The organism is Flammeovirga pacifica (assembly GCF_000807855.2).
Classification (GTDB): Bacteria; Bacteroidota; Bacteroidia; order Cytophagales; family Flammeovirgaceae; genus Flammeovirga; species Flammeovirga pacifica.
In genome coordinates this window covers 147348-168854 of the sequence record NZ_JRYR02000002.1, presented here as the reverse complement: position 1 = coordinate 168854, position 21507 = coordinate 147348, and the positions used below count along the sequence as shown (strand labels likewise).

Genomic DNA, 21507 nt, shown 5'->3' with positions numbered 1-21507 from the left:
CTAATTAAACTGTTACTGTTGCTTTATTCATTATTTTTGAAGAGAAATTCAAATCTACCGCCCATTGTGTTTGATGTGGGTGACGTTCATTATGATCTTTCAATCCAATATCAAATACAAAGTCATCGTTGATAAAATCTAATCGGATGACAATTAAATTATCGCCTTCTTCTAAATTCAATTCTGTATAGAAAGTCGATGGCCATCTTCTCATCTGATGATCATTTTTAAAAATCTCCTCACCGTTTAACCAAACAGTCACAAAATTACTTTGTCCAAAACAAAGCCACTTTTTCAAATCAGAGGGAGAACTTACAACTGTTTGTAAGTAAACTGATCTTTCCCCTTTACCATAAAAGTATTTCGATAAGTCCATCGACATACTTTCTGGTGTTATTGTCTGTACTTCAAAAGGCTGTGCATCAAGCGTTTTTTCGTCTAATTGATGGAAAAAATCTTGAGATAAGTACTCTTGAGAGGCTTTTTGTAAATCGTGGTTCATGTATGTAGCAGAAGGCATACTTGGTAAACCATGATCAGGGTATTGCTCATTCATTGGAGCTAAAGACTGATCGTCTTGGATAAATGGTCCAAACATTCTCCACTGACCATAAAAAGGAACACCTTTATTAAAGGTAACTTCCTCCTCACCTTGCTTCACTTTGAGTGTATAATCAAAGGCCATTGCATTAGGAAGTGCTACTGTTGATATAAAGTCCAAAGCCAATACTACAGTTCCTGTTTTACCAGGTTCTACACCATTAATTGAAGCGGTTTGAGCTTCAAAATAGTCAGAAACTAAAGATATGGAATAGTTATTTGATGTAGTTTCAAAGTTTTCTACGACTACTTTAACCACCCCATTTCTTTGATCTTCTAAAGAAGGAAATATTGTTAATTCAGTATGTAATGCCAACTTGTTATGATTCTCCACCTCAAATTTTTCTACCGAAGAGAAATCAACAATTGCTTGTTCTCCTTGGAACATTTGAGCCACTTGACAGGTCTTTTCTGTTAAATCAGAAATACTTTCAGGACAATCAATACCCGTAATTTCTGGGCTAATTACTAGCACATTACCAATTCGTTTTTTCCATAATTCTGGAATCTCGTCTGCCCCACGAATAATACCAATCAAAGCACCTGCAGTAGCTACAATACAATCACTATCATGACCATAATGTAAAGCTTCGATTACATGATCGAAATCTCCTTGTGCTTCTACTAAAGCTAAAATTGTATAAGCAATATTCATCGGTGCAGAAGTAAAGTCTGCATCACCGTATACACTTTTAATTTTACCTGTTACTATATCTTTGTCAAATTTGGTGTGCCAATACATTACTTTATTGACAAGGTCATGCATAAGAGAGTCTGAAGCAATATACGCTAAGGCATCTCTTAAAATCTCATTCGTATCCGATTTTGTAAAGGCGATTGCTGCTGCTGCAGAAAAATAAGCTTCGGCATCATCAGAAAAACCATTATGATCTACTTGAGAGTCTAAACGAGCATAATAAGCCGCTTTTTCTGGATTTCCGGCACATAACATTCCCCATATTTCAGAACGTATAGGAGATCCCATACTCTCGTTCCAATAGTTGTTATTGTGCTTTCCTGTATCTGGATTATCTAACCCAATTTTGATATTTCTAGTGGCAATACCATATTCATTCCAAGGGAAATCAACATGATCATTCCAATGTTTTGTAAAGTCGGAGTGTCTTACTTTAGGACCTTTTTTAGCTACCATATCGAGCCAAAGAATTTGAAGGTCCAAATCATCATTTGGGAAATTCGTTTCAAAGAGTTTATCTGATAGTTCAATATCATTAAAACATTTATAACCTTCGATTGGTGCACCTAAAATTCCACCTGCACACTTTCCTAACCATCCACCTAGGATCTTATTGTAAAATTCTTTATTGTTTAACATATATCTATTTCAAAAAATTGATGACTAGTTTACTTTAGGAATCCATCAAAATAATAGCCCTGTTATCGTTATTTTTCATAATTAAAATTACACCGCTATTTACCCATTGCTACATCTCCAACTCTCAAAAAATGAATCTTAGACAAAACAATGTGACTTTGTAGAATACTTATTCAAATGTGGTAATTAATACATTTAGAATACTTTTGATTCTCAAAAACAAAGAAAGTCTTTATAAATAGCTGCAATGTTTTATGAAATCGAAGTTTTGTAAAAGAAAAAAAGCCACCTATGAGGTGGCTTTTTTATCGTCCATTATCGTATTTTAAATCTAATTTGAATTGAGTTTTCTGTCCAAAGAAATAATTCTATTATTTTTTAAGGTAATTTTCTATACCAAGCACCTGCTCCAGCAGTACTCACATAGAAGTAATTACCATCTGTTTTTCTAACCAATCTACTCGAGGTAAAACCTGGGTAGTGAATGTCATCTGTAATATCTTGCCAATCAATAGTGCCATTTGCAGCTATCGTTCCCATAAATATTCCAAATCCATTTTGTTGTCTGTGGTTGTAATAATTGATAATTATCTTGTTATCAAAACCTACAATTCCTCCTTTACTTGTAAATTTATAAGTGTCTTTGACATAAGGGTACCACGTTTTATTTTTATCTCCTCTCAAGGTTTTTGCCTGACCTGGAGTAAAAATTTCCTTCCACGTTTCTCCATCGTCTTCAGACAACATAATTAAGTAGTCTGAAGTATTAATTTCATCTCTTACAATTGGGCCTTCATAGAGTAAATAGGTTTTATCATTATTTGACCACATACTAATTTCTGCATCCCAATCACCACCATCTAATATCTTTTCCCAAGTCCATTTCCCATTGTCTTTCATTCCTTTATAAATTCCTAATTCTCCTCTTGAAGCAGTTAGATAAATTACATTAGGATTTTTTGGATGAACTTGAATGGTTTTAACACCTTCAATTGTCTTTAATTCGTCACCACTAATTAATTCACCTTTATAATTCTCAGGGTCATCAATTGCTTTTTTCAAATCATCAATAACATATAAACCGTGTTGTGAAGAGAAAGTATATACTCTTGAAGAATCGTGAGGATCTACCATGATTTCTCTGTAAATACCATCAGGCATTCCTAATGCAGCATCAGGGCCACCGGCTAATAAATGCCATTTATCAGAAGGCATATAGTCTTTCAATACTTTAAAATATATACGACCATCTTTAGCATGACCCCCATAACCATTAGTGGCTTGTGCTAATACTACTTGATGATCGCCCGCTTTGGCAATTTCTAAAGACTGTACATCAGAAAGTGCTAAACCAGGTTGTCTATGGTACATATTTGACCAAGAATAACCTCCATCCCAACTTTCCATTAAACCATTATCCGCCTGACCTTGGATCACATAATTATGAGCCACCGCAATATCATAAGTATAGGTACTTTCGGTTCCTCTCCCTGCATAGGTAGGTAATACTTTTCCGAAATGATATACTTTAAATTTATCATTGGGTTTACAGTATTTATTGTTCCACACATACTCCTCTTTATTTTTTGACGCTTGGAAAATAGTCTGATTAGATGTTGACCAAATAGCTCTTTCCCATGATTTAGGAGTATAGTGTACAAATCTAGGATTGGGGTCTGCGTGGTCCCAACCTACATCATAACCTTCTGTTCCATGCCAAATTAAATCATATTGATACGATTTTAATTCATTGTCTTCCCACACAAAAGTACCTTCATAAAGACCATCTCTGTCTCCTTCTAAAGAAAGCAATACTTTATGTTCTTTTGTAGTTGATCTAGTATCTACTTCAGGATACCAAAAACGTCTAGGTTCTAAATGCTTTCCTTCTCCAAGATTTATTTTTTCCCACTTAATTTTATCCACCAAACTATAGTAAGGCAATCCTTTTTTACCGTCTTTCGTGAAAATAGAATAAAGTACTTTTCCGTCTGGAGAAATACTGACACCTCTATGCCCTTGGTGTGCTTTGGGCATTGCTATTTCATCCCAAGTTTGTCCGTAATTTGTCGTTTTAAATATACCGCTGTAAGTAGACATATATATTTCACCTTTTCTTTTAGGGTGAAATACAAAGTCTATGATATTTCTATCTTTTAAATCAAAATTCTTTAATTCTACTGTTTCCCAGTTCTCCCCTGCATTTTTACTAATAAAATACTTTGGTGCTCCACCTTGAACAATATTGATAAACCCTAAAAAGTTATAATCATCTCTCCAACCATAACCAGCAATCATCACATTATTATCATGAGGATCAATTCTAGTTGCTGAAATCGTATTTCCTAAAGAATGTTCTACTAATTGATATGAAACCCCTCCATCATTAGAAGTATGTAATCCATTAAATGTACCGACCACCAGCTTTTTATTATTAGAAGGTGAAACAGCAATAGCATACACTCTATTATGGGCCAAATGCCCTGTCATATGCCATGATTCTCCATTATCAGTTGACTTATATACACCTTCCATATCAGAAGCGAGGTACAAAACATTCTCTTGTGAAGGATCACATACAACATCTTGTACCTGTCCTCCAGCACCGGGATTAATCGATTTCCATTGTCCAAAACTAGAAGTAAAACTTAGTGTACAGATGAAAATCAAAAATGATTTAAATAATTTCATGAGATTTTTTTTCATTCCGCTTTCATAAAAATAATACGCGAGTAAATTCAGTTACCATAAAAGCATTAAGTAAGTCAGTTTGCTTTTTGATGTCAGTTTAATTTGTCAGTCATTTATTTTTTCTTCTAAATAAATATCTGATAATGCTAAAGTAAAAACTCTCTTACTTCAAAACCTTTCGTTTTCATAATACGAAGACATTTATTCTATTTACATAGAAAAAGAAATGAATCAACAACACAACAAACAACTATATATCAATGAATTAAGAAATGTAAATCGAAAAAGTAAATGAATTTATAAAAATCATGATTTTGTAAATTGTCTTCTCTTTTTTGTGTTTTATACTACCAAATACCTACTAAAAAAGTACTGAGAAAGAAAAAATAATTTTCTCCTTTCTATAAGAATATACTTGTAGACTCTCTTATAGAATGTAGGAATGTTCCTCTCTCAAACTTTTGGTTTCAACAGGAAATCTAATCATGGGTTACAGTACAAAAAAAATGACAGAAGATTAAATTCATCTCTTCTGTCATTCTTCTACGAAAGTATTCTTATTAATTGATTAATTCATTCTCAATTTTTCTGTACCAAGCACCAGCACCTGGTGTGCTGATATAAAAGTACAATCCATCTTTTTTCTTTACAATTCTACTATTGGTAAGACCGATATAATGTAAATCATCAGAGATGTCCGTCCAATTTATTTTTCCTTTTGTATTGATTTTACCAAGGAAAATACCCCACCCATTTTGATGTTTATGATTATAATAATTGGCAATAATAATATCATCTACAGCTGCTAGACCTCCTTTACTCTGAAAAACATAATCATCTTTAATATAAGGATACCATTCATCATTCTTATTCCCTCTGATATCTATAGCTTGAGGCTTAGTTAAGATATTCTCCCAAGATTTACCTCCATCTTTTGACAGTGCTACAACATAATCACAACCGGAATTACATGGCTCCCCTTGATACACTAAAAATGTTTGACCATCTCTATCCCAAGCCACTACTTCAGCTTCCCAAGAACCTCCTTTGTAAACTCTAGACCACTTCCAATCATCACCTTTCTTTTCGCCCTTGTATACACCGGTTTGCCCACTTGTTCCAGTAAAGTAAACAATGTTCTCATTATTCAGATCCACTTGAATTGTTTTGGCAGTCAATGCTTTATTCGCGATTCCATTACTTATCTTTTGCGCTTTATAAGACGGATCTTTTATCGCTAATGTCAAGTCATCAATTAAATAAAGACCATGATTGGTACTAAATACATATAATCTTTCAGGATGATTAGGATCTACATTGATCTCTCTAAATACTCCATCAGGAAGGTCAAGTACTTGATGTTTTCCTCCTCCTAAAAAGACCCACTTGTCTTTAGGCGAATAATGTTCTAATATTTTGTAATACAGTTTACCATTCACTGCTCTCCCTCCATAGCCTCCAGTTGCTTGAACAACTACGGCGTCTTTACCATCTATTTTTGCTAAAACACATGCTTGAACATCCGATAAGTTAAGAGTGGTATCTTGTCTATGTTGTAGGTTCGACCAGCTTACTCCTCCATCCCAACTTTCCATCAAACCATTATCTCCTTGAGCTTGTAAAATATAGTTTTTATGTATTAAGAGATCATAGGTATACGTAGACTCGGTTCCTCTACTACTGTAAGTCGGGTATTTCTTGCCATTAAATTCTACTATATTATCAAGGTGTGGTTTAGAATATTTATTCCTCCACAGGTATTTATTTTCATTGGTATAAATACCCTCAAAAAAGTTCTCATTAGTGGTACTCCAGATCGCTCTATTCCATGTAATTGGAGTATAATGTGCAAATCTTGGGTTTGGGTCTGCCATATCCCAACCAAAATCATAGCCTTCAACTCCCTGCCATATTATAGAATGTTTATACGATACCAATTCATCTTTATCCCACTCTAAAGTGGTCTCAAAAAGACCGTCTCTATTTCCTTCTAAAGCAATTAATAAATGATGTTTTTTCGATGAAGAACGAGGGTCTACTTCAGGATACCACCAATTTCTCATTGGCAGTTTCTCTCCATTTCCATTATCTAATCGAATCCAATCTTTTTTAGTTAATGCCATAGCATAAGGATAGCCTTTTTTCTCATCATGGGCATAAGCGGCATACAGTATTTTACCATCAGGAGAAAGTGATACTCCCCTACACTGTATACTTTCTTCTGGAGCTACTAACTTTTGAAATGATTGTAGGTTGTCTTCTGATATATAAATTCCATCAGATGCTCCTATAATACAAATATCTTTATTGGTTGGATGAAAAGTAACAGTAAAAATATTTTTATCATTTACTTCATTGATATTTACTTTTTTACGTGCCCAGCTATCACCTTTGTCATTACTTATAAATAATTCGATAAAACCATTTTTTGTATCACCAAAGAAGTGGCAAAAATCGTAATCATCCCTCCAACCTACTGCAGCAACAATCTGGGAAGTGTTATTCGGATTGACCTTTATTTCACCAAATGACTTTCCTTTAGAGCTCTTAATAAAAGAGTAATTATCTCCACCATTTTTACTGGTTTGAAGTCCATTAAGAGTACCCACATATAGTAAGTTGGGGTCATTATAATTCACGGCAACACTGTAAACTCTATTGTTTACTAATTTTCCCGTCATATGCCAATGTTCTCCATTGTCTGAAGATTTATACACTCCCTCCATATCTGAAGGCACATATAACACTCCAACTGTTGTTGGGTCACAAACCACATCTTGTACTTGCCCTCCTGCCCCAGGGTTAATGGATACCCATTGACTATAGGCAGGAGATATTATAAACAATAAAAAAATTTGTAAGTAGTGACTAGTTTTCATTTTATTTCAATTTATTTCAATTGAAATCTACTATTTTCTATCTCAAAAAGTCTTTGATTTTATAAAACCTATGTTTGAATTAAAAAATATAATCTTTTTACTAACCAAATCAACGATCTAAACTTAGATCTATTAAAAGAACTCAATTATTGTTTTATTACTTTGTATGTAAACTTGTGTTGTCCATCATCAATTACTACTATATAGTTTCCTTTATTAACTTGTAAATCTATTACATTTTCGACCACACCTTCTTTAATAAGTTGACCCTGCGTATTAAATATATAGTATTTTGAATCTGAATTATAATTTTTGAATTTTAAGTAGTCATTAAACAAAGTTGGGTATATCACAGGCGTTAAATTCTCATCATCTAAATCAGTAATAATTCTACTATCATACTCTAAAATGGTAGTATAATAGGTATAAAAATTATTAACAATTGCACCATAAGAAAAATTATTTCCCAACCCATCTTTCCATATTTCATTTATATTATCAAATGGTAATCGAATACCATCAGTGAAATTATTTCTTGCAAATGCTGCATGATCAATAAATTCGATAGTTTGTGGAAGTTCAAATCTAGACTCAAGCTTATTTTCATAGAAAGCCCCTCTTTTTATATTAATCAATCCATCCTTGAAAATAACCTCTGAAAGATTATTACTTTCAAAGGCAAAAGCTCCAATAGTTTCCAAATTTTCTGATAAATATAAATGCTGTATGCCTTTATTAAAAAACACTCCATTTTGAGACTCATTACTAGCAATTTTCTTTATTTCTTGACCTCCTATTTCATTTGGTATGAGGATATTTTTTACATCGAAAGAATATGTGCATTCATTAATAACATTATCAACAATAACAACATCATCTTCAGTAAGCTCATGAACATAATAAGATTTTAGTTCAGAAACTCTAGACAATAATTTTCCAACTTCTACTATTTCAGGTGAACTTGAACTAAGTTCTCCTTGGTACCAAAACCGAAAATCCTTAGATGTATTCTCAGGAACTTTTAAAGCTAAACTATCATGAAAAGGGGTAGCTCCAAGATATTTTAAATTCGTTGGTAAGTTAACTTCTTCTAGTTCATTACTTAAAAATGCAAACCTACCAATAGTATCTAAGTTAGCAGGGAAATTTAGTACTTTTATATTATTATTAGTGAATGCAGCAATTCCTATTGATTTCAAACTAGCAGGTAGTTCTATGTTTTCTAGCTTATTAGAATAAAATACGTGATACTCTATTCTTTCTAGGGATTCAGGAAGTGTTATTTTCTTAATATTGGTATCATTAATGAATGAATTACAGACACCTTGTTTGCCAATTTTTAGAATTGTAATAGAATCTATCTCATTTGGAATAATAAGTTCACCAATATTATCTAGATTTTCTTTAATATTTAAAAGACGCCCAGTATTGTCTATAACAGTATTATTTTCATCTAATATTAAGATGTACATTGCTCGATAAAGACTATTTGGAGTCAAAGTAATAGGAATAGTCAAATTTTCTAATTCATCGCCATTTGATGTGCTCCAGTAAAGAAAATTTTCATCATTAATTTGTGGTAAAGTAATTTCATTTAAGTTATTAAAATGGAATGCACCTTCCCCTAATTCCCTTAAAGTCGATGGGATACTTACGAAGTCTAAATTATTAGAAGAAAATGCATAATTCTCAATTGTATGAACACTTTCAGAGAAATTAATTTCTTTAATTAAATTATTATGAAAAGCATATGAACCAATCTTTTTTAAGCTTAATGGGCAATTAATTTTTTTTATTTTATTCCCTTTAAATACCTCATTACCAATCGATTCTAAACTTTCAGGCATTTGAATAGATCTTATATTTTTATCTTTAAAATTATTTCTATATCTACCATTTTCAATCGCTTTAATAAACTGTCCGTCTAGTTTTTCTGGAATAATTATATCTAAATTTTTAAAATCATAAGTAACATTCCATAAAGTATCATTGATAACTTCAACATCATCATCCTTTAATGTATAGTAGTAATGTGCCCTAAAAGTTTTACTATTGGTTGTGCTTATTTCTGCTCCTGCAGCATATTCTCCCCAATCAATAAAATTTGGATCATTATTATGAGGTAAAACAATTGTATTTAAATTAAGATTATTGCTAAATGCATCAATATCAATTGATCTTAGGGTATTAGGTAGTACTAATTTTTCAATTTCATTTTTAGAGAAACAGCGAGATTCTATTTCTTCTAAGCCATCATTAAAAGATATTTCTCTGATGTTATTTTCAAAAAAAGCATAACTTCTGATCAACTTTACTGAAGAGGGTATTGTAAGACTAGTAATTTTATTATAAATAAATGATTCCATTTCAATTATTTCAATCTTATCTCCTAGCTTTATTTCATTAATCGAATTAGCTTCAAAAGCATTTCTACCTATGTAAGCAACATTACTCAAATCAAGTGTTCTAATTCGATTGTTCCTAAATTCATATTCCCCTATATAACTTATACTTTCACCTAATTGTACAGAACGAAGTCCTAATCTTTGAAAATCTGTTTTTGTTTTAATAGCCGTAATTGTAATGTCTCCTATTTTCCCAGGTATTAAAATATCAGGTGTTACCTCAGAATTAAATTTACAACCTATAATTGTATCCCCTTTTAATTCAAGATCCTCTGCTTTTAAAGTGTATAAATTTCTTGTTCTGTATTCTTTAAAGAAATCTGTTATTGGCTCCCCTTCTAAATATTGTACAAGATCATGACCTTCCCATGATATAAAGGTTTCATCTAAAGATTTATCTGGCAACTTCACATCAATATCAGGATTATTAAAAAATGATAAAATTCCTATAATATTAAGAGAACCAGGTAATTCTACTTTTTTTAAATTGTTATTTTGGAATTCTTGTCTCCCTATAATTTCCAATGTATTTGGAAAGGTGATTTCTTCAATTCCTTTATTCTCAAAATCATGAGGATGAACATCAGTAGCTATACCAATAATCGTTTGTCCATCCAATTCCTCCGGAATAATTATTTTCTTTAATGTGAAGTCATATGAACATCGAGTAATAATTCCATTTTGTACTGTTACTGTACTATTTGTAAGTGTGAAGGTATCTTGAGCTTTAGTAATTAAGGAACACATTACTAATAAACTTGATAAGATTAATCTATATATTTTCATTGTTCTAATCCTTAATTAGTTTTTTATTACTTTAAATGTTTTTGAGTGATGCTCAGTTATCACTTTTAAAATATACACTCCAGGTTGCCCTTCAATATTAAGTTGGTTCTCTGTACTAATTTTCTCATTTTGAAGTAGTTTTCCTTGAGTATTGTATATCTGTATTAGGCAATCCTTCTTAAGGTTTTTTATTTGAAGTTTTCCATTAGTAGGATTCGGGTAAACAATTAGTTGTTCAAGACTTTTATCATAAATACTTGTAGGTTTTTCCAAATTTACATCACCCACATAAACAGCAATGTAACTAGAAATAAAATCTGATACTTGTGCTCCATTAGATAGTTCGTTTCCTCGATCATCTGACCAAAATAAAAAATCAGGGTCATTAATAATGGGAAGATTAAAAGAATCGAAATTATTACCTAGAAAAGCTCCACCTGCAATAAATTCAATACTTTCTGGTAAAAAAATACTATCTAATTCATTATTAGCAAGTGATTCCTCACCTATTATTTTTAAAGTAGATGGTAATTGAATATCAATTAAACCAATACCTTTTAATGCTTTTTTCTCTAACTCTAACAGCCCCTCATCAAAGTAAATACTTCTAACTATTTCAGAGCCGAAAACAGAGTTTCCTAAAACTTTAATCTTAGTATTATAAAATTCATCTGAACAGTAAAGATGATAAATTCCATTTTGATCGTCATGATAAGAAGTTAAAGTGTCATTATTAATAGTCGCATAATCTTGAATCAAATCCTTTCTAAATAAAGCAGTATAAGTCTTATCAAAACGATATATGGTATCCTTTGCTGAATAGAATTTATGCTCATAAAATTCATCATCATACCCATTCCACTCTACAAAATTTTTGGATATTGGTTTAGTTAAAACTATATACTTAATTTTATTATTGTCGAATGCTTTATAACCGACCTTAATGGTATTTTGAGGCAACACAACATGTTCTAATTGATTATTACTAAAGCATCCAGGCTCGAACTCATTAATGGACTCATGAAAATCTACCTCATTAATTAAGTTATCATTAAAACAATTAAAGGGGATATTTTTGATGCTAATTGGAATCTTAACTTTTGTAAGATTATTTTTCTCAAATGCTCTTACTCCAAGAAAAGAGAGGTGCTCTGGTAAATCAATTTCATTTAACTTGTTTGATGAAAAAGCTGAATTCCCAATGGTGTGTATAGTTGATGGTAATTCTACACTTTCTAACCCTAAATATTTAAAAGCATTTTGACCTAACTCTAAAATACCTTCCTCTAAAGTAACACTTTTGACCCATTGGTTTACAAACGGTGAAGCCCAATTATCCGATTTTATTCCAAATATTTCTGTACCTCCAATTGATTTAGGAATATGAATATGAGGTTGATTTATTAGTTTTTTTGTACCTGTAATATAATTATCATTTATTTTAACATCATTAATTGTAACACTATATCTAAAAAAAGCAACTTGATCGTAATCAGTATTAGTATGAATTAGGCTATCGATTGGTATAGATAATTTTCTATTTATATCAATCCACTCCACAAATAATGAGTCTTCTATTAGGGGTAGTTTATACTCTTTAATTGGATTATCATAAAAAGCTTTTGAATTAATTCTTCTCAAATTTTCTGGTAATTGAATTTCAGTCAAATCATTACTCGAGAATGCATAAGAATCAATTGTAGTAATGTGAGGGATATTTAACGTTTTTAAATTATTATTCCGAAAACAAGCATATGGAATCTCTTTAATTGAACGTGGTATCGAGAGTTCTTCAATTTTATTGAAATCAAAAGCATTACTACTTAAACTTGTAATATTTTCCTCTAATGTTAAACTTTGAAGATGATTATGACTAAATGCATTATCCCCTATATGTTGAATTGAACTAGGAAGATTTATGGTTTTAAGTTTATTTGTTCGAAAAACATTTTTTTCAATTTTAGTGAGTTTATCAGTGAGGAACACTACTTCTCTAAGAAGGTTGTTACGAAAAGCACCTTGTTCTATTTTTTCTAAACTTTGAGGTAATACTACTTTTCTTAAGTAATTACCTTCAAAAGCATGTTCTTTAATTTCCTTTATTGTATTAGGAAGACTTATTCCATAAATATTATCCCCCGCAAATACATATGTACCTATACCAATAATTGTTTCTCCATGCAGTTTTTCAGGTATCTTAATACAAAGTTTTTTATTATACCAAGAATTCAAATTAACATACTTTATATAACCATCTTCAACAATAAAATTACTCTCAGGATATTCTTTATTGATTAGAGCAACATAACCTTTGGCTGAAGTACTTATTTCAGTATCAGGATCAAATAGTGTTTCCGTATAACTATCATACCAAATAATAAACTCAGGGTTAATATGTTTGGGTAATTTAAAAGTTTTAACTGGATTATTTAAGAAAACATGATCCATTATAGAATCCATTTCGGATGGTAAATTTATCTCCGAAAGGTTGTTACTATTAAATGCAAAAACATCTAATATTTTCAATTTTTCAGGAAACGTTACTTTCTCTAATCTATTGAATGAAAAACCACTACTTAATACTCTTTTAACAGATTCTGGTAAAATCAATTCTTCAAGTTGATTATGATAAAAACATTCTATACCTATCGTTTCTAATACTTCATTAAAATGAATTTTTGATATTTTATTATAACTAAAAACATCTCTTTCGAGTACTTTTATTTTCGATGGAATTCTAACCTCAGTGAGATCATTTGATGAAAAACAATATTTACCTAAGAATTCAATATTATCTGAATAATTAATATAAGTAAGGTGATTAACCCAAAAAGCTCTTACTCCTATACTTGTTACACTATTTGGTATATCAATTCCTAATAATTGGTTATTTGTAAAAGCATAACGACCAATGGATTCTAATGTTTGAGGCAGTTGAATAAAATTTAATCCTTTAAAGGCAAAGACTCCCTCTTCCAGTGAATATTTATCTGCAATCTTTATAACAGTTTGTCCATTTAAAGTCTCTGGAATGATAATGTGATTATAGATCTCTTCAAAATTTACAGAAGTAATTTCTCCATTCTCTATGACTACGTCGTCATCTAATAACGTATATGATTTAATTGAACGGTATTCTTCGTCTAGAGCATTTAATTGGTCTCCTCCTTGAAAAACTTGCCCAGTTGAATTCACCCAACCTGAAAAGTATGGATCAGTGTTATGAGGTAAAAGTAAAGTTTCTATTGGGTTATTACTAAAAACGCCTTTTTTTAAGTTTTTCAAAGATGCTGGCAAAACAACTTCTCTAATTTTATTACTTGCAAACAAGTACATATTTAAAGTATCTATTCCACTTTCTATGATCAAATTTTCAATTTGATTGTCTGCAAAAGCATAAGGTGCGATAGTATTAACTGTATTTTTTAACTCAAGTGATGTAATCTTGTTCTTCGAAAAAGCAGCATGTCCAATCACTTTGAGTTCGGGATGAATTTCAAAACTTACGATTTCATTATTAGAAAATGCTCCTTCTTGAACTTCCTCTACAGAACTAGGTAGAGATATTTCTATCAAGGAATTATTAGAAAATGCATAACTCCCAATAACCTTCAAAGTTGTGGGTAATGAGATTCCTCTAATACCTTTATTATTAAAAACACCTCTTTCAATTTCATTCGGTTCAATTCCTATCACAGTTTGACCATTAAGTACAGAAGGAATGATAATCTCTTTATTTTCAAAATTATAAGAACAAGACTGAATGTAGCCATTAGCTATGTAAACATCTTTGTCTTTTAAGGTATAAGATTGACTGAATGAGATGGTAGGTAAAATGATAAGTACCAATAATTGAATTAGTTGTTTCACTTTAAATAGTTTGTTTAGCATAGAAATTTTAACAAGTCAAACTTATTTTTAAAATATTTGAATTACAAGTTTTTAGGGTATTTATGTTAAAAAAGGAATACCTTATGAGTATTCCTTTTTATTTTGCTATTGATTCTTTTCACTTTGATGCCCTTGAACCTATTTCAAAGTAGATTTATATCGCATTATTTTTCTTCAAAACCACTTTTTAAAAAACTATTGTTGGGCATTACATCATTCGATATCATCAATTGGTGCATCGCCAAAGAAGAGATACATCCCTCCCATCTTAAGCAGCTACAGTTTGATAGATATTATAAGCATTGATCTTTTTACCGACCAAATCACCTATATAAAATTATTTGACCATTAATTAATCAATAATTTTTTTGTTTGATACACCCCATCAAAATTAAATTGAACTAAGTGCATACCTCTTTTAAATACATTAGAAGGGAGATAGATTTCCTGATTTGGTTGATCTACTTTATATACCAAATTACCGATAATATCAAATACTTTAATCTCAGTAGCTGCCTGAGAAGTATGAATATTGATTCCTTTACCTTGAGAAGGGTTAGGGTAAATCTTTATCGATGTTTTCTTTCCTCCTTGAATTGATGTAGGTGGTTCTGTCTTATCAAAAGATCTTTCGATAGCTCTACTGAAATTGTATACTCTTAAAGAGACACTACTAATATGACCTGATTGATCAGAGAATTCTACACTTACTTCATTGTTGGCCTCCAATAATTCATAAGGAACCGGAACCTCTAAGACACCAAAGAAACGATCTTTATCTTTTTGATCATCCCCTCTATAATTGTTAGGGTAATTCAATTCAGTACCATTGATTTTAATTTTAGGGAAAAGTGATTTTTCATGATCCCTACCAATACCAATTCTTAAAACAGCTTCCCCTTCTTCTTCTACTTCTACATTAGGAATAGAAAAATTTAATGGTGTTCCTGCTGATATTTCCTGATAATAAGTGGTAGCATAATATTTTGATTCTATTGATGTTTGATCAATAGAAACCTCATCTTGGAAAGTATATGCCAAAATAAGTGTTCCTTCACTTCCTACAGTTACCGTTTCAGGAGCTTCTGTCACCTTTCTATTGTCAATTTGAGGAATATCATTTATCGCATATAAATGTCTTATCTCTACAGAAGAAATAGGATGATTTTCTGTGCCTATTATATTAGGTTGAATCGTTTCGTCTTGTTGATTTAAGTTATTAATGATTAGATATAAAACATTACCATCTAAATAAGCATCCGTTTGAATATCAAGGTTATTAGATAAATGATCTACCCTAGTTCCTTGAACATCTTTCCAAAGATCATAGTACTTTATTACTTCACCATATACCCAATGTTTACCTGTTGAACCTTCTAATTCGTCGTTCTGACGTAGTAATCTATGAAGGTAAGGGTATCCCTGACTGTCTCTTCCCCACTCTGCTTTTAGTACCCAAAAAGGTATTATCTTATTAATGGCTTGTGGTCTATCTAAAAAGGACATTGTCTGAGATGACATAGAACGCATCAAATACCAATCTCTTTCTGGAGTCCATGGTTGATGGAAAAAGTCATGTGCTTGACCACCATATTCTGAAATCATCACAGGCTTCACTTCATCGAATTTATTCCATGAGGCGTGTTCCATCATATCCATTGTTGCTTCGAGGTTACTACCCTTTCTTAGCTTTTCTTGTCCTCCGCCTATAGAGCTGAAATCATAAATATGTATCGACCAGAAATCCATTTCCTCCCCACACATATCCATAAAAGTATTCCATCGGTCTTCCCAACGTTTAAAGTTTTGTTCTTCAAAATTCGGGAATGCTGTAGTATATCCTCCTATTTGAATTTTATCACCATTAACTTTTCTAATTTCTCTAGCAACAGTATTATGAAATTCAAATATTTTTTTAATATCTGTGCTACCATAATCTACCAAATGCCAAACAGGTTCGTTAATTACCTCAAAATATTTTGGTGCTTCTTCTTCGTTTTCATCCTTATAAAACTCCTTGATATAATGTGCTATATACTCACCAGTAGCAGTTCCTAAGGGTTCATCTTCAGTGTCTGTGGTAGAAAGCGCCCATCCTTTACTTGTTTTTTGACCGTCAGGCCAAAATGGATGTAATTGTGCTCCTAAAACCCAGCTCTTATTTCTATGACCAAATTTTTTATAATTTGAATATAGACTTCTATAACTGACCGCTTGTTCTGCCAAGTATGTTAAGTCTGCAAATCCAGGTCTATTCTTGTCCTCTTCTGCAACTCCTCTTAAGATCCAAGAAATATGTCCTGTATCTCTGCCTAGATATACATTTTTGTTATTCAATAAATCATTTCGAATATCTGATGGATCTGAAGTTGCATTGTCCCAATCTCCTTCTCTTAATCCGGCATGTATTGTCATGTATTTATCTCTATCCAGACTGTCGAATCCTTGTATTGAATGTTTTACATCAATGTTTACATCAATAATGTTTTGTGCAAATAAAGAAGCTGGAATTAAAAAAATAAGTAGTAAATAAATTCGTTTCATACTGTTATAAATCTTTGAAGTGAAGTTTAAGTTAAAGTCAGACACATTTGTTTATTTGTTTTGTGATCGTAAAATTAGGAAGTAAGAATGAATTATTATAGTATGTTCACTTGATTATTACTATACATTGATAAAAAACAAAAAGAAGATATTTAATCATACCTGATCATCATATATTTGAAATAATAAACTGTATATAAGATAGTTATAATACCAATGTCTAGTTTTATTTTCAATACAACAGCCTAAATCTCTTCTTTTTACAACTGAATTATCTCACGATTTGATTCATTTTTATTTTTTATTAAGCACAATTGTACACCTTGTTATGTTGTTTGGTTTTATATTTTAGTAGCAAAACCTTATGTCATTTAAATATTATCAACCAAACATTGTTCAGCACATATTTCTAAAATATACCATTAATAAAAAATCTACCCACTATTTCTTAAATCTGGAAAAAACTTTTTCAGGCATCATTTTAATTTAAATGAATAATGACTAATTAGAGGACAAATAAAATAGGGGTGTATTTATTACTCGATAAATGTAACTAATTAACAATTAATGAAATGAAAAAAATTACAAGTATTATTTTGGGGTTACTATTAACATCCAACTTACTAGCACAAGAAGAAGAATTTATATGGCTTGATCCATACAGAGATACCGATGAACGTATTGAAGCCCTTCTAAATGCCATGACACTTGAAGAAAAAGCTTCTCAATTGGTTGATGTAAGTGAGGCGATTCCTAGATTACATCTGTCTACGTACAATTGGTGGAATGAAGCTTTGCATGGAGTAGCAAGAAACGGTAGAGCCACTGTTTTTCCTCAAGCTATTGGTATGGCAGCCACATTTGATAAAGAACTATTAGAAGATATTGGTACTGCTATTGGGGCAGAAGCTCGAGCAAAATTTTTAATTGCTCAGCAGATGGATAACCGTAGTAGATATGCAGGATTGACTTTTTGGTCGCCTAACGTTAATATTTTTAGAGATCCACGTTGGGGGCGTGGCCAAGAAACTTATGGTGAAGATCCTTACTTATCAGGACAAATGGGCTTGCACTTTGTAAAAGGTTTACAAGGTAATCATGAAAAATATTTACAAGCTGCTGCTTGTGCAAAGCATTATGCTGTACATTCAGGCCCAGAAGAATTTCGTCATGTTTTTGATGCCTCTCCTTCTCTTAAAGATTTTAGAGAGACCTATTTACCTGCCTTCAAAACATTGGTGGTAGATGGTGATGTAGAAGCAGTTATGGGTGCTTATAATAGAGTTTTTGGTGAACCTGCCTGTGGATCTGAACTTTTACTGGATGATATTCTTAGAAAAGAATGGGGCTTTGATGGACATGTAGTATCTGATTGTGGAGCCATTCATGATTTTTATGCGCATCATAAAACCTCTAAAGATGGTGTAGCAGCTACGGCGGCAGCAATAAAAGCGGGTACTGATTTAAACTGCGGTGATGTTTATAAAGCTAATATCGTAGCAGCTGTAACTAAAGGACTTTTATCAGAAAAAGATATTGATATGAGGTTGACCAACATGTTGCGTACACGTATCAAATTAGGTTTATTAGATCCTGTTGAAATTAACCCTTATAACAATGTTAGTCCTGATACTGTAGGTTGTACCGCTCATAGAAGTATTGCTTATGAAGCTGCACTTAAATCTGCTGTTTTACTTAAAAATGATAATAATGCATTGCCTCTAAACAAAAACATCAGAACGTTATATGTGGTAGGTCCTAATGCTAACAACTCAGAGGTTTTGTTAGGTAATTATTTTGGAATGAGCGGTAACATGACCAACATTCTTGAAGGTATTGTGAGTAAAGTAAGTTTAGGTACAAGTATCAATTATAAACAAGGAATCTTACTTGATCGTCCAAATGTAAATCCTATAGATTGGTCTACAGGCGAGGCTGCTGCTGCCGATGCATGTATTGCTGTCATGGGAATTTCAGGATTATTAGAAGGTGAAGAAGGTGAAGCAATTGCATCTGCTGATAAAGGAGATAGAAACAATATCAAACTTCCTCAGAATCAGATTGATTATTTAAAGAAAATTAAATCTCAATCTAAAAATCCTTTGATCGTGATTATAACAGGAGGTAGTCCAATGAACTTATCAGATATTGTGGATGTTGCTGATGCAATTCTTTTTGCTTGGTACCCCGGACAAGAAGGTGGAGAAGCTGTTGCTGATATAGTATTTGGCAATGAATCACCTTCAGGTAAATTGCCTTTAACTTTCCCTAAATCATTAGATCAACTTCCGGCATATGATGATTATACTATGGAAGGAAGAACTTATCGATACATGAATGTTGATCCTTTGTTTCCATTCGGTTATGGTTTATCCTACACTCAATTTAAATACAGTGATATTCAATTCAACAAAGAAAAAATAAAAGCAAAAGAAGATCTTGTTGCCACTGTTATTATCACTAATAATGGTCAAGTTGAGGCCGAAGAAGTAGTTCAGTTATATCTATCAGATTATGAGGTGAAATTTGATGCACCCAACCATTCTTTAAAAGATTTTCAAAGAATTAGATTGGCTCCCGGAGCATCGAAAGAAATCACTTTTAAGATATCAAAAGACAAGCGAATTATTTTTGATGATAACGGAGAAGAAGTACTTCCGAAAGGAAAACTTACCGTTACTATTGGTGGGGCATCTCCAATGCCTAGAAGTAAAGAACTTGGCGCACAATTGAGTTCAAAAAGTGTGACTATTCAATAATTTAGAACGGTACAAAATCGTTGATAAAAAGGGGCAATCATTGAGGTTGTTCCTTTTTTTATATCTTTCATTTTTTCTACTTTTTATTGGATAAGATAAGGGAGGTTAGATGGTTTGCTTTGGAAGTTTTTTCATGGTTTTATTTTGGTTGTGAGTTCAAAACTTATTTGATGTGAAAGTTCTGAGTGACGCTATCGCTTAACATCAGAACACTGTGAGAAGGCTATGCAACAATAAACATAATCAATGTGAATATTATGTATAAAACTACAACGACACCTCCCTTAAAGCCTTTTTTATATCTTCTCAAAAAATCTCTCCTATTTACAACAAAAAAATAGATAACTAGATTTAATGTAAGCGCAGCTAAACATACATATTCTATTTTAAAAATAGGTACTCTAACACAATACTTTGAAATCAGTGATTGTATAGAAAGTAAGTTAAACCAAATTAATAATGACAAAGGCACAGTACCTAAGAATATTTTATTCGCTAATTTTGGTTGTGGTTGTCTTTGATACTTCTTAATAAATGAATAAATTCTAAACGATATATAATGCATATTATTTTAATAATAAAATGTGGATTTATATAATCTACATATAGTGATCTTTCTCCAATACTAAAAGATTGATGATAATAATTTGCTTTGGAAGTTTTTTCATGGTTTTATTTTGGTTGTGAGGTGAAAACTTAAACAATTAAATAGTTCATAATAACGCTAATATTTGAAATGGTAAATAGTCCGAGATACAGTAAAATATTTATTACCTTATTCATTAACCTCAAACCATGTCCCTACCAATATTACACCTACCATATGACCTACTGTTAACTCCTGTGAAGAGCTTTTAATCAATGGATATAAAAAAAATCTTTTTTCTTCAAAATTCATTGAAGAAAAATCAATATTAAACTTATCTACAATTAATATTAAAAGCTCTTCAGCATCTATACCTATTATATTTAACTTCATGTTAATAGAAGTATTTAGAGTTATCTTTTTATCCCTGTCATTTCTTCGAGAAGGGCTTTAAGTTCTTCGAAAATTTTATCTTTTTTTCTCATTTACCAATATGGGATTTTTTGAGTACTTTGTTAGTATTTCCAATACGTTTACTTTTTAAATAGCCGCAAATTTTGAAATAAAATGAAAAAAGAATTTATCTATCATGATACTGATTCAATCATAAAACCACTAATTTTTTTATTTATAATCCCTCCCCTATTTAGTATTTTTCTATCCATTTATCTAGATCAGATTTTATACAATGTTTTAGGTGGACTACTATTATTTTTTACCCTACTTCCTTTTGCAATAAAAAGAATTATTCATAATCAGGATAAAGAACACTTTAAACTAAATAGTGAAGGTTTATTCTATAAAGGAATTAAAAAATTTGAGGTCAAAGATATACGACACTTTGATTGGGATTATACTATTCCAATGAGAGGTAAATATCAGAAAAAATTTATCATTATCGAAACCGTTAGAGGATATAAATATAACATAGATGTTTCATGCACAGGTATTGATTTAAACGATTTTCAGATAAAAGCTAATCAATTTATCGAACAACTTAATAGTAGTGATAAATAAAATGAAATTCCAC

At 31.4% G+C, this 21507-nt stretch carries 9 protein-coding genes; 2 read left to right on the top strand and 7 right to left on the bottom strand.

Translation table 11 applies throughout. The features are described 5' to 3' along the window. Positions 1 to 4: 4 nt before the first annotated feature. The 6 genes from NH26_RS20030 to NH26_RS20005 all read right to left on the bottom strand — a co-directional run bounded on the left by NH26_RS20030 (position 5) and on the right by NH26_RS20005 (position 17132). On the bottom strand, positions 5 to 1936 hold the full coding sequence (locus NH26_RS20030) for an ADP-ribosylglycohydrolase family protein (protein WP_044217803.1): 1932 nt from the start codon (positions 1934 to 1936) through the stop codon (positions 5 to 7). Positions 1937 to 2314: 378 nt separating this feature from the next. Next, complete coding sequence (locus NH26_RS20025; protein ID WP_139263205.1) at positions 2315 to 4627, bottom strand: beta propeller repeat protein; 2313 nt, start codon at positions 4625 to 4627, stop codon at positions 2315 to 2317. Between the two features lie 560 nt (positions 4628 to 5187). Continuing rightward, positions 5188 to 7506, bottom strand: coding sequence for a WD40/YVTN/BNR-like repeat-containing protein (locus NH26_RS20020; protein ID WP_052431750.1), 2319 nt, complete (start codon positions 7504 to 7506; stop codon positions 5188 to 5190). Between the two features lie 146 nt (positions 7507 to 7652). Further along, entirely contained in the window at positions 7653 to 10697 is a 3045-nt protein-coding gene (locus tag NH26_RS20015) for a leucine-rich repeat protein (RefSeq protein WP_044217801.1), read from the bottom strand. 15 nt (positions 10698 to 10712) lie between these two features. Continuing rightward, entirely contained in the window at positions 10713 to 14567 is a 3855-nt protein-coding gene (locus NH26_RS20010; protein ID WP_158021983.1) for a leucine-rich repeat protein, read from the bottom strand. A 369-nt stretch (positions 14568 to 14936) separates the two neighbouring features. Next, on the bottom strand, positions 14937 to 17132 hold the full coding sequence (locus NH26_RS20005) for a T9SS type A sorting domain-containing protein (RefSeq protein ID WP_052431749.1): 2196 nt from the start codon (positions 17130 to 17132) through the stop codon (positions 14937 to 14939). A gap of 572 nt (positions 17133 to 17704) precedes the next feature. Here NH26_RS20005 and NH26_RS20000 point away from each other — a divergent pair. After that, the gene (locus NH26_RS20000; RefSeq protein WP_044217795.1) at positions 17705 to 19891 is read left to right on the top strand and encodes a glycoside hydrolase family 3 C-terminal domain-containing protein; all 2187 of its coding nucleotides are present in this window, start codon (positions 17705 to 17707) and stop codon (positions 19889 to 19891) included. Positions 19892 to 20666: 775 nt separating this feature from the next. Here the strand turns inward: NH26_RS20000 and NH26_RS19990 are convergent. Then, positions 20667 to 20870, bottom strand: a complete 204-nt coding sequence (locus NH26_RS19990; protein WP_044217788.1) for a hypothetical protein — start codon at positions 20868 to 20870, stop codon at positions 20667 to 20669. Between the two features lie 174 nt (positions 20871 to 21044). Between NH26_RS19990 and NH26_RS19985 the strand changes: the two genes are divergently transcribed. Then, positions 21045 to 21494 (top strand): hypothetical protein, encoded by a 450-nt coding sequence (locus NH26_RS19985; RefSeq protein WP_044217785.1) that lies wholly within the window; start codon positions 21045 to 21047, stop codon positions 21492 to 21494. Positions 21495 to 21507 lie beyond the last annotated feature (13 nt).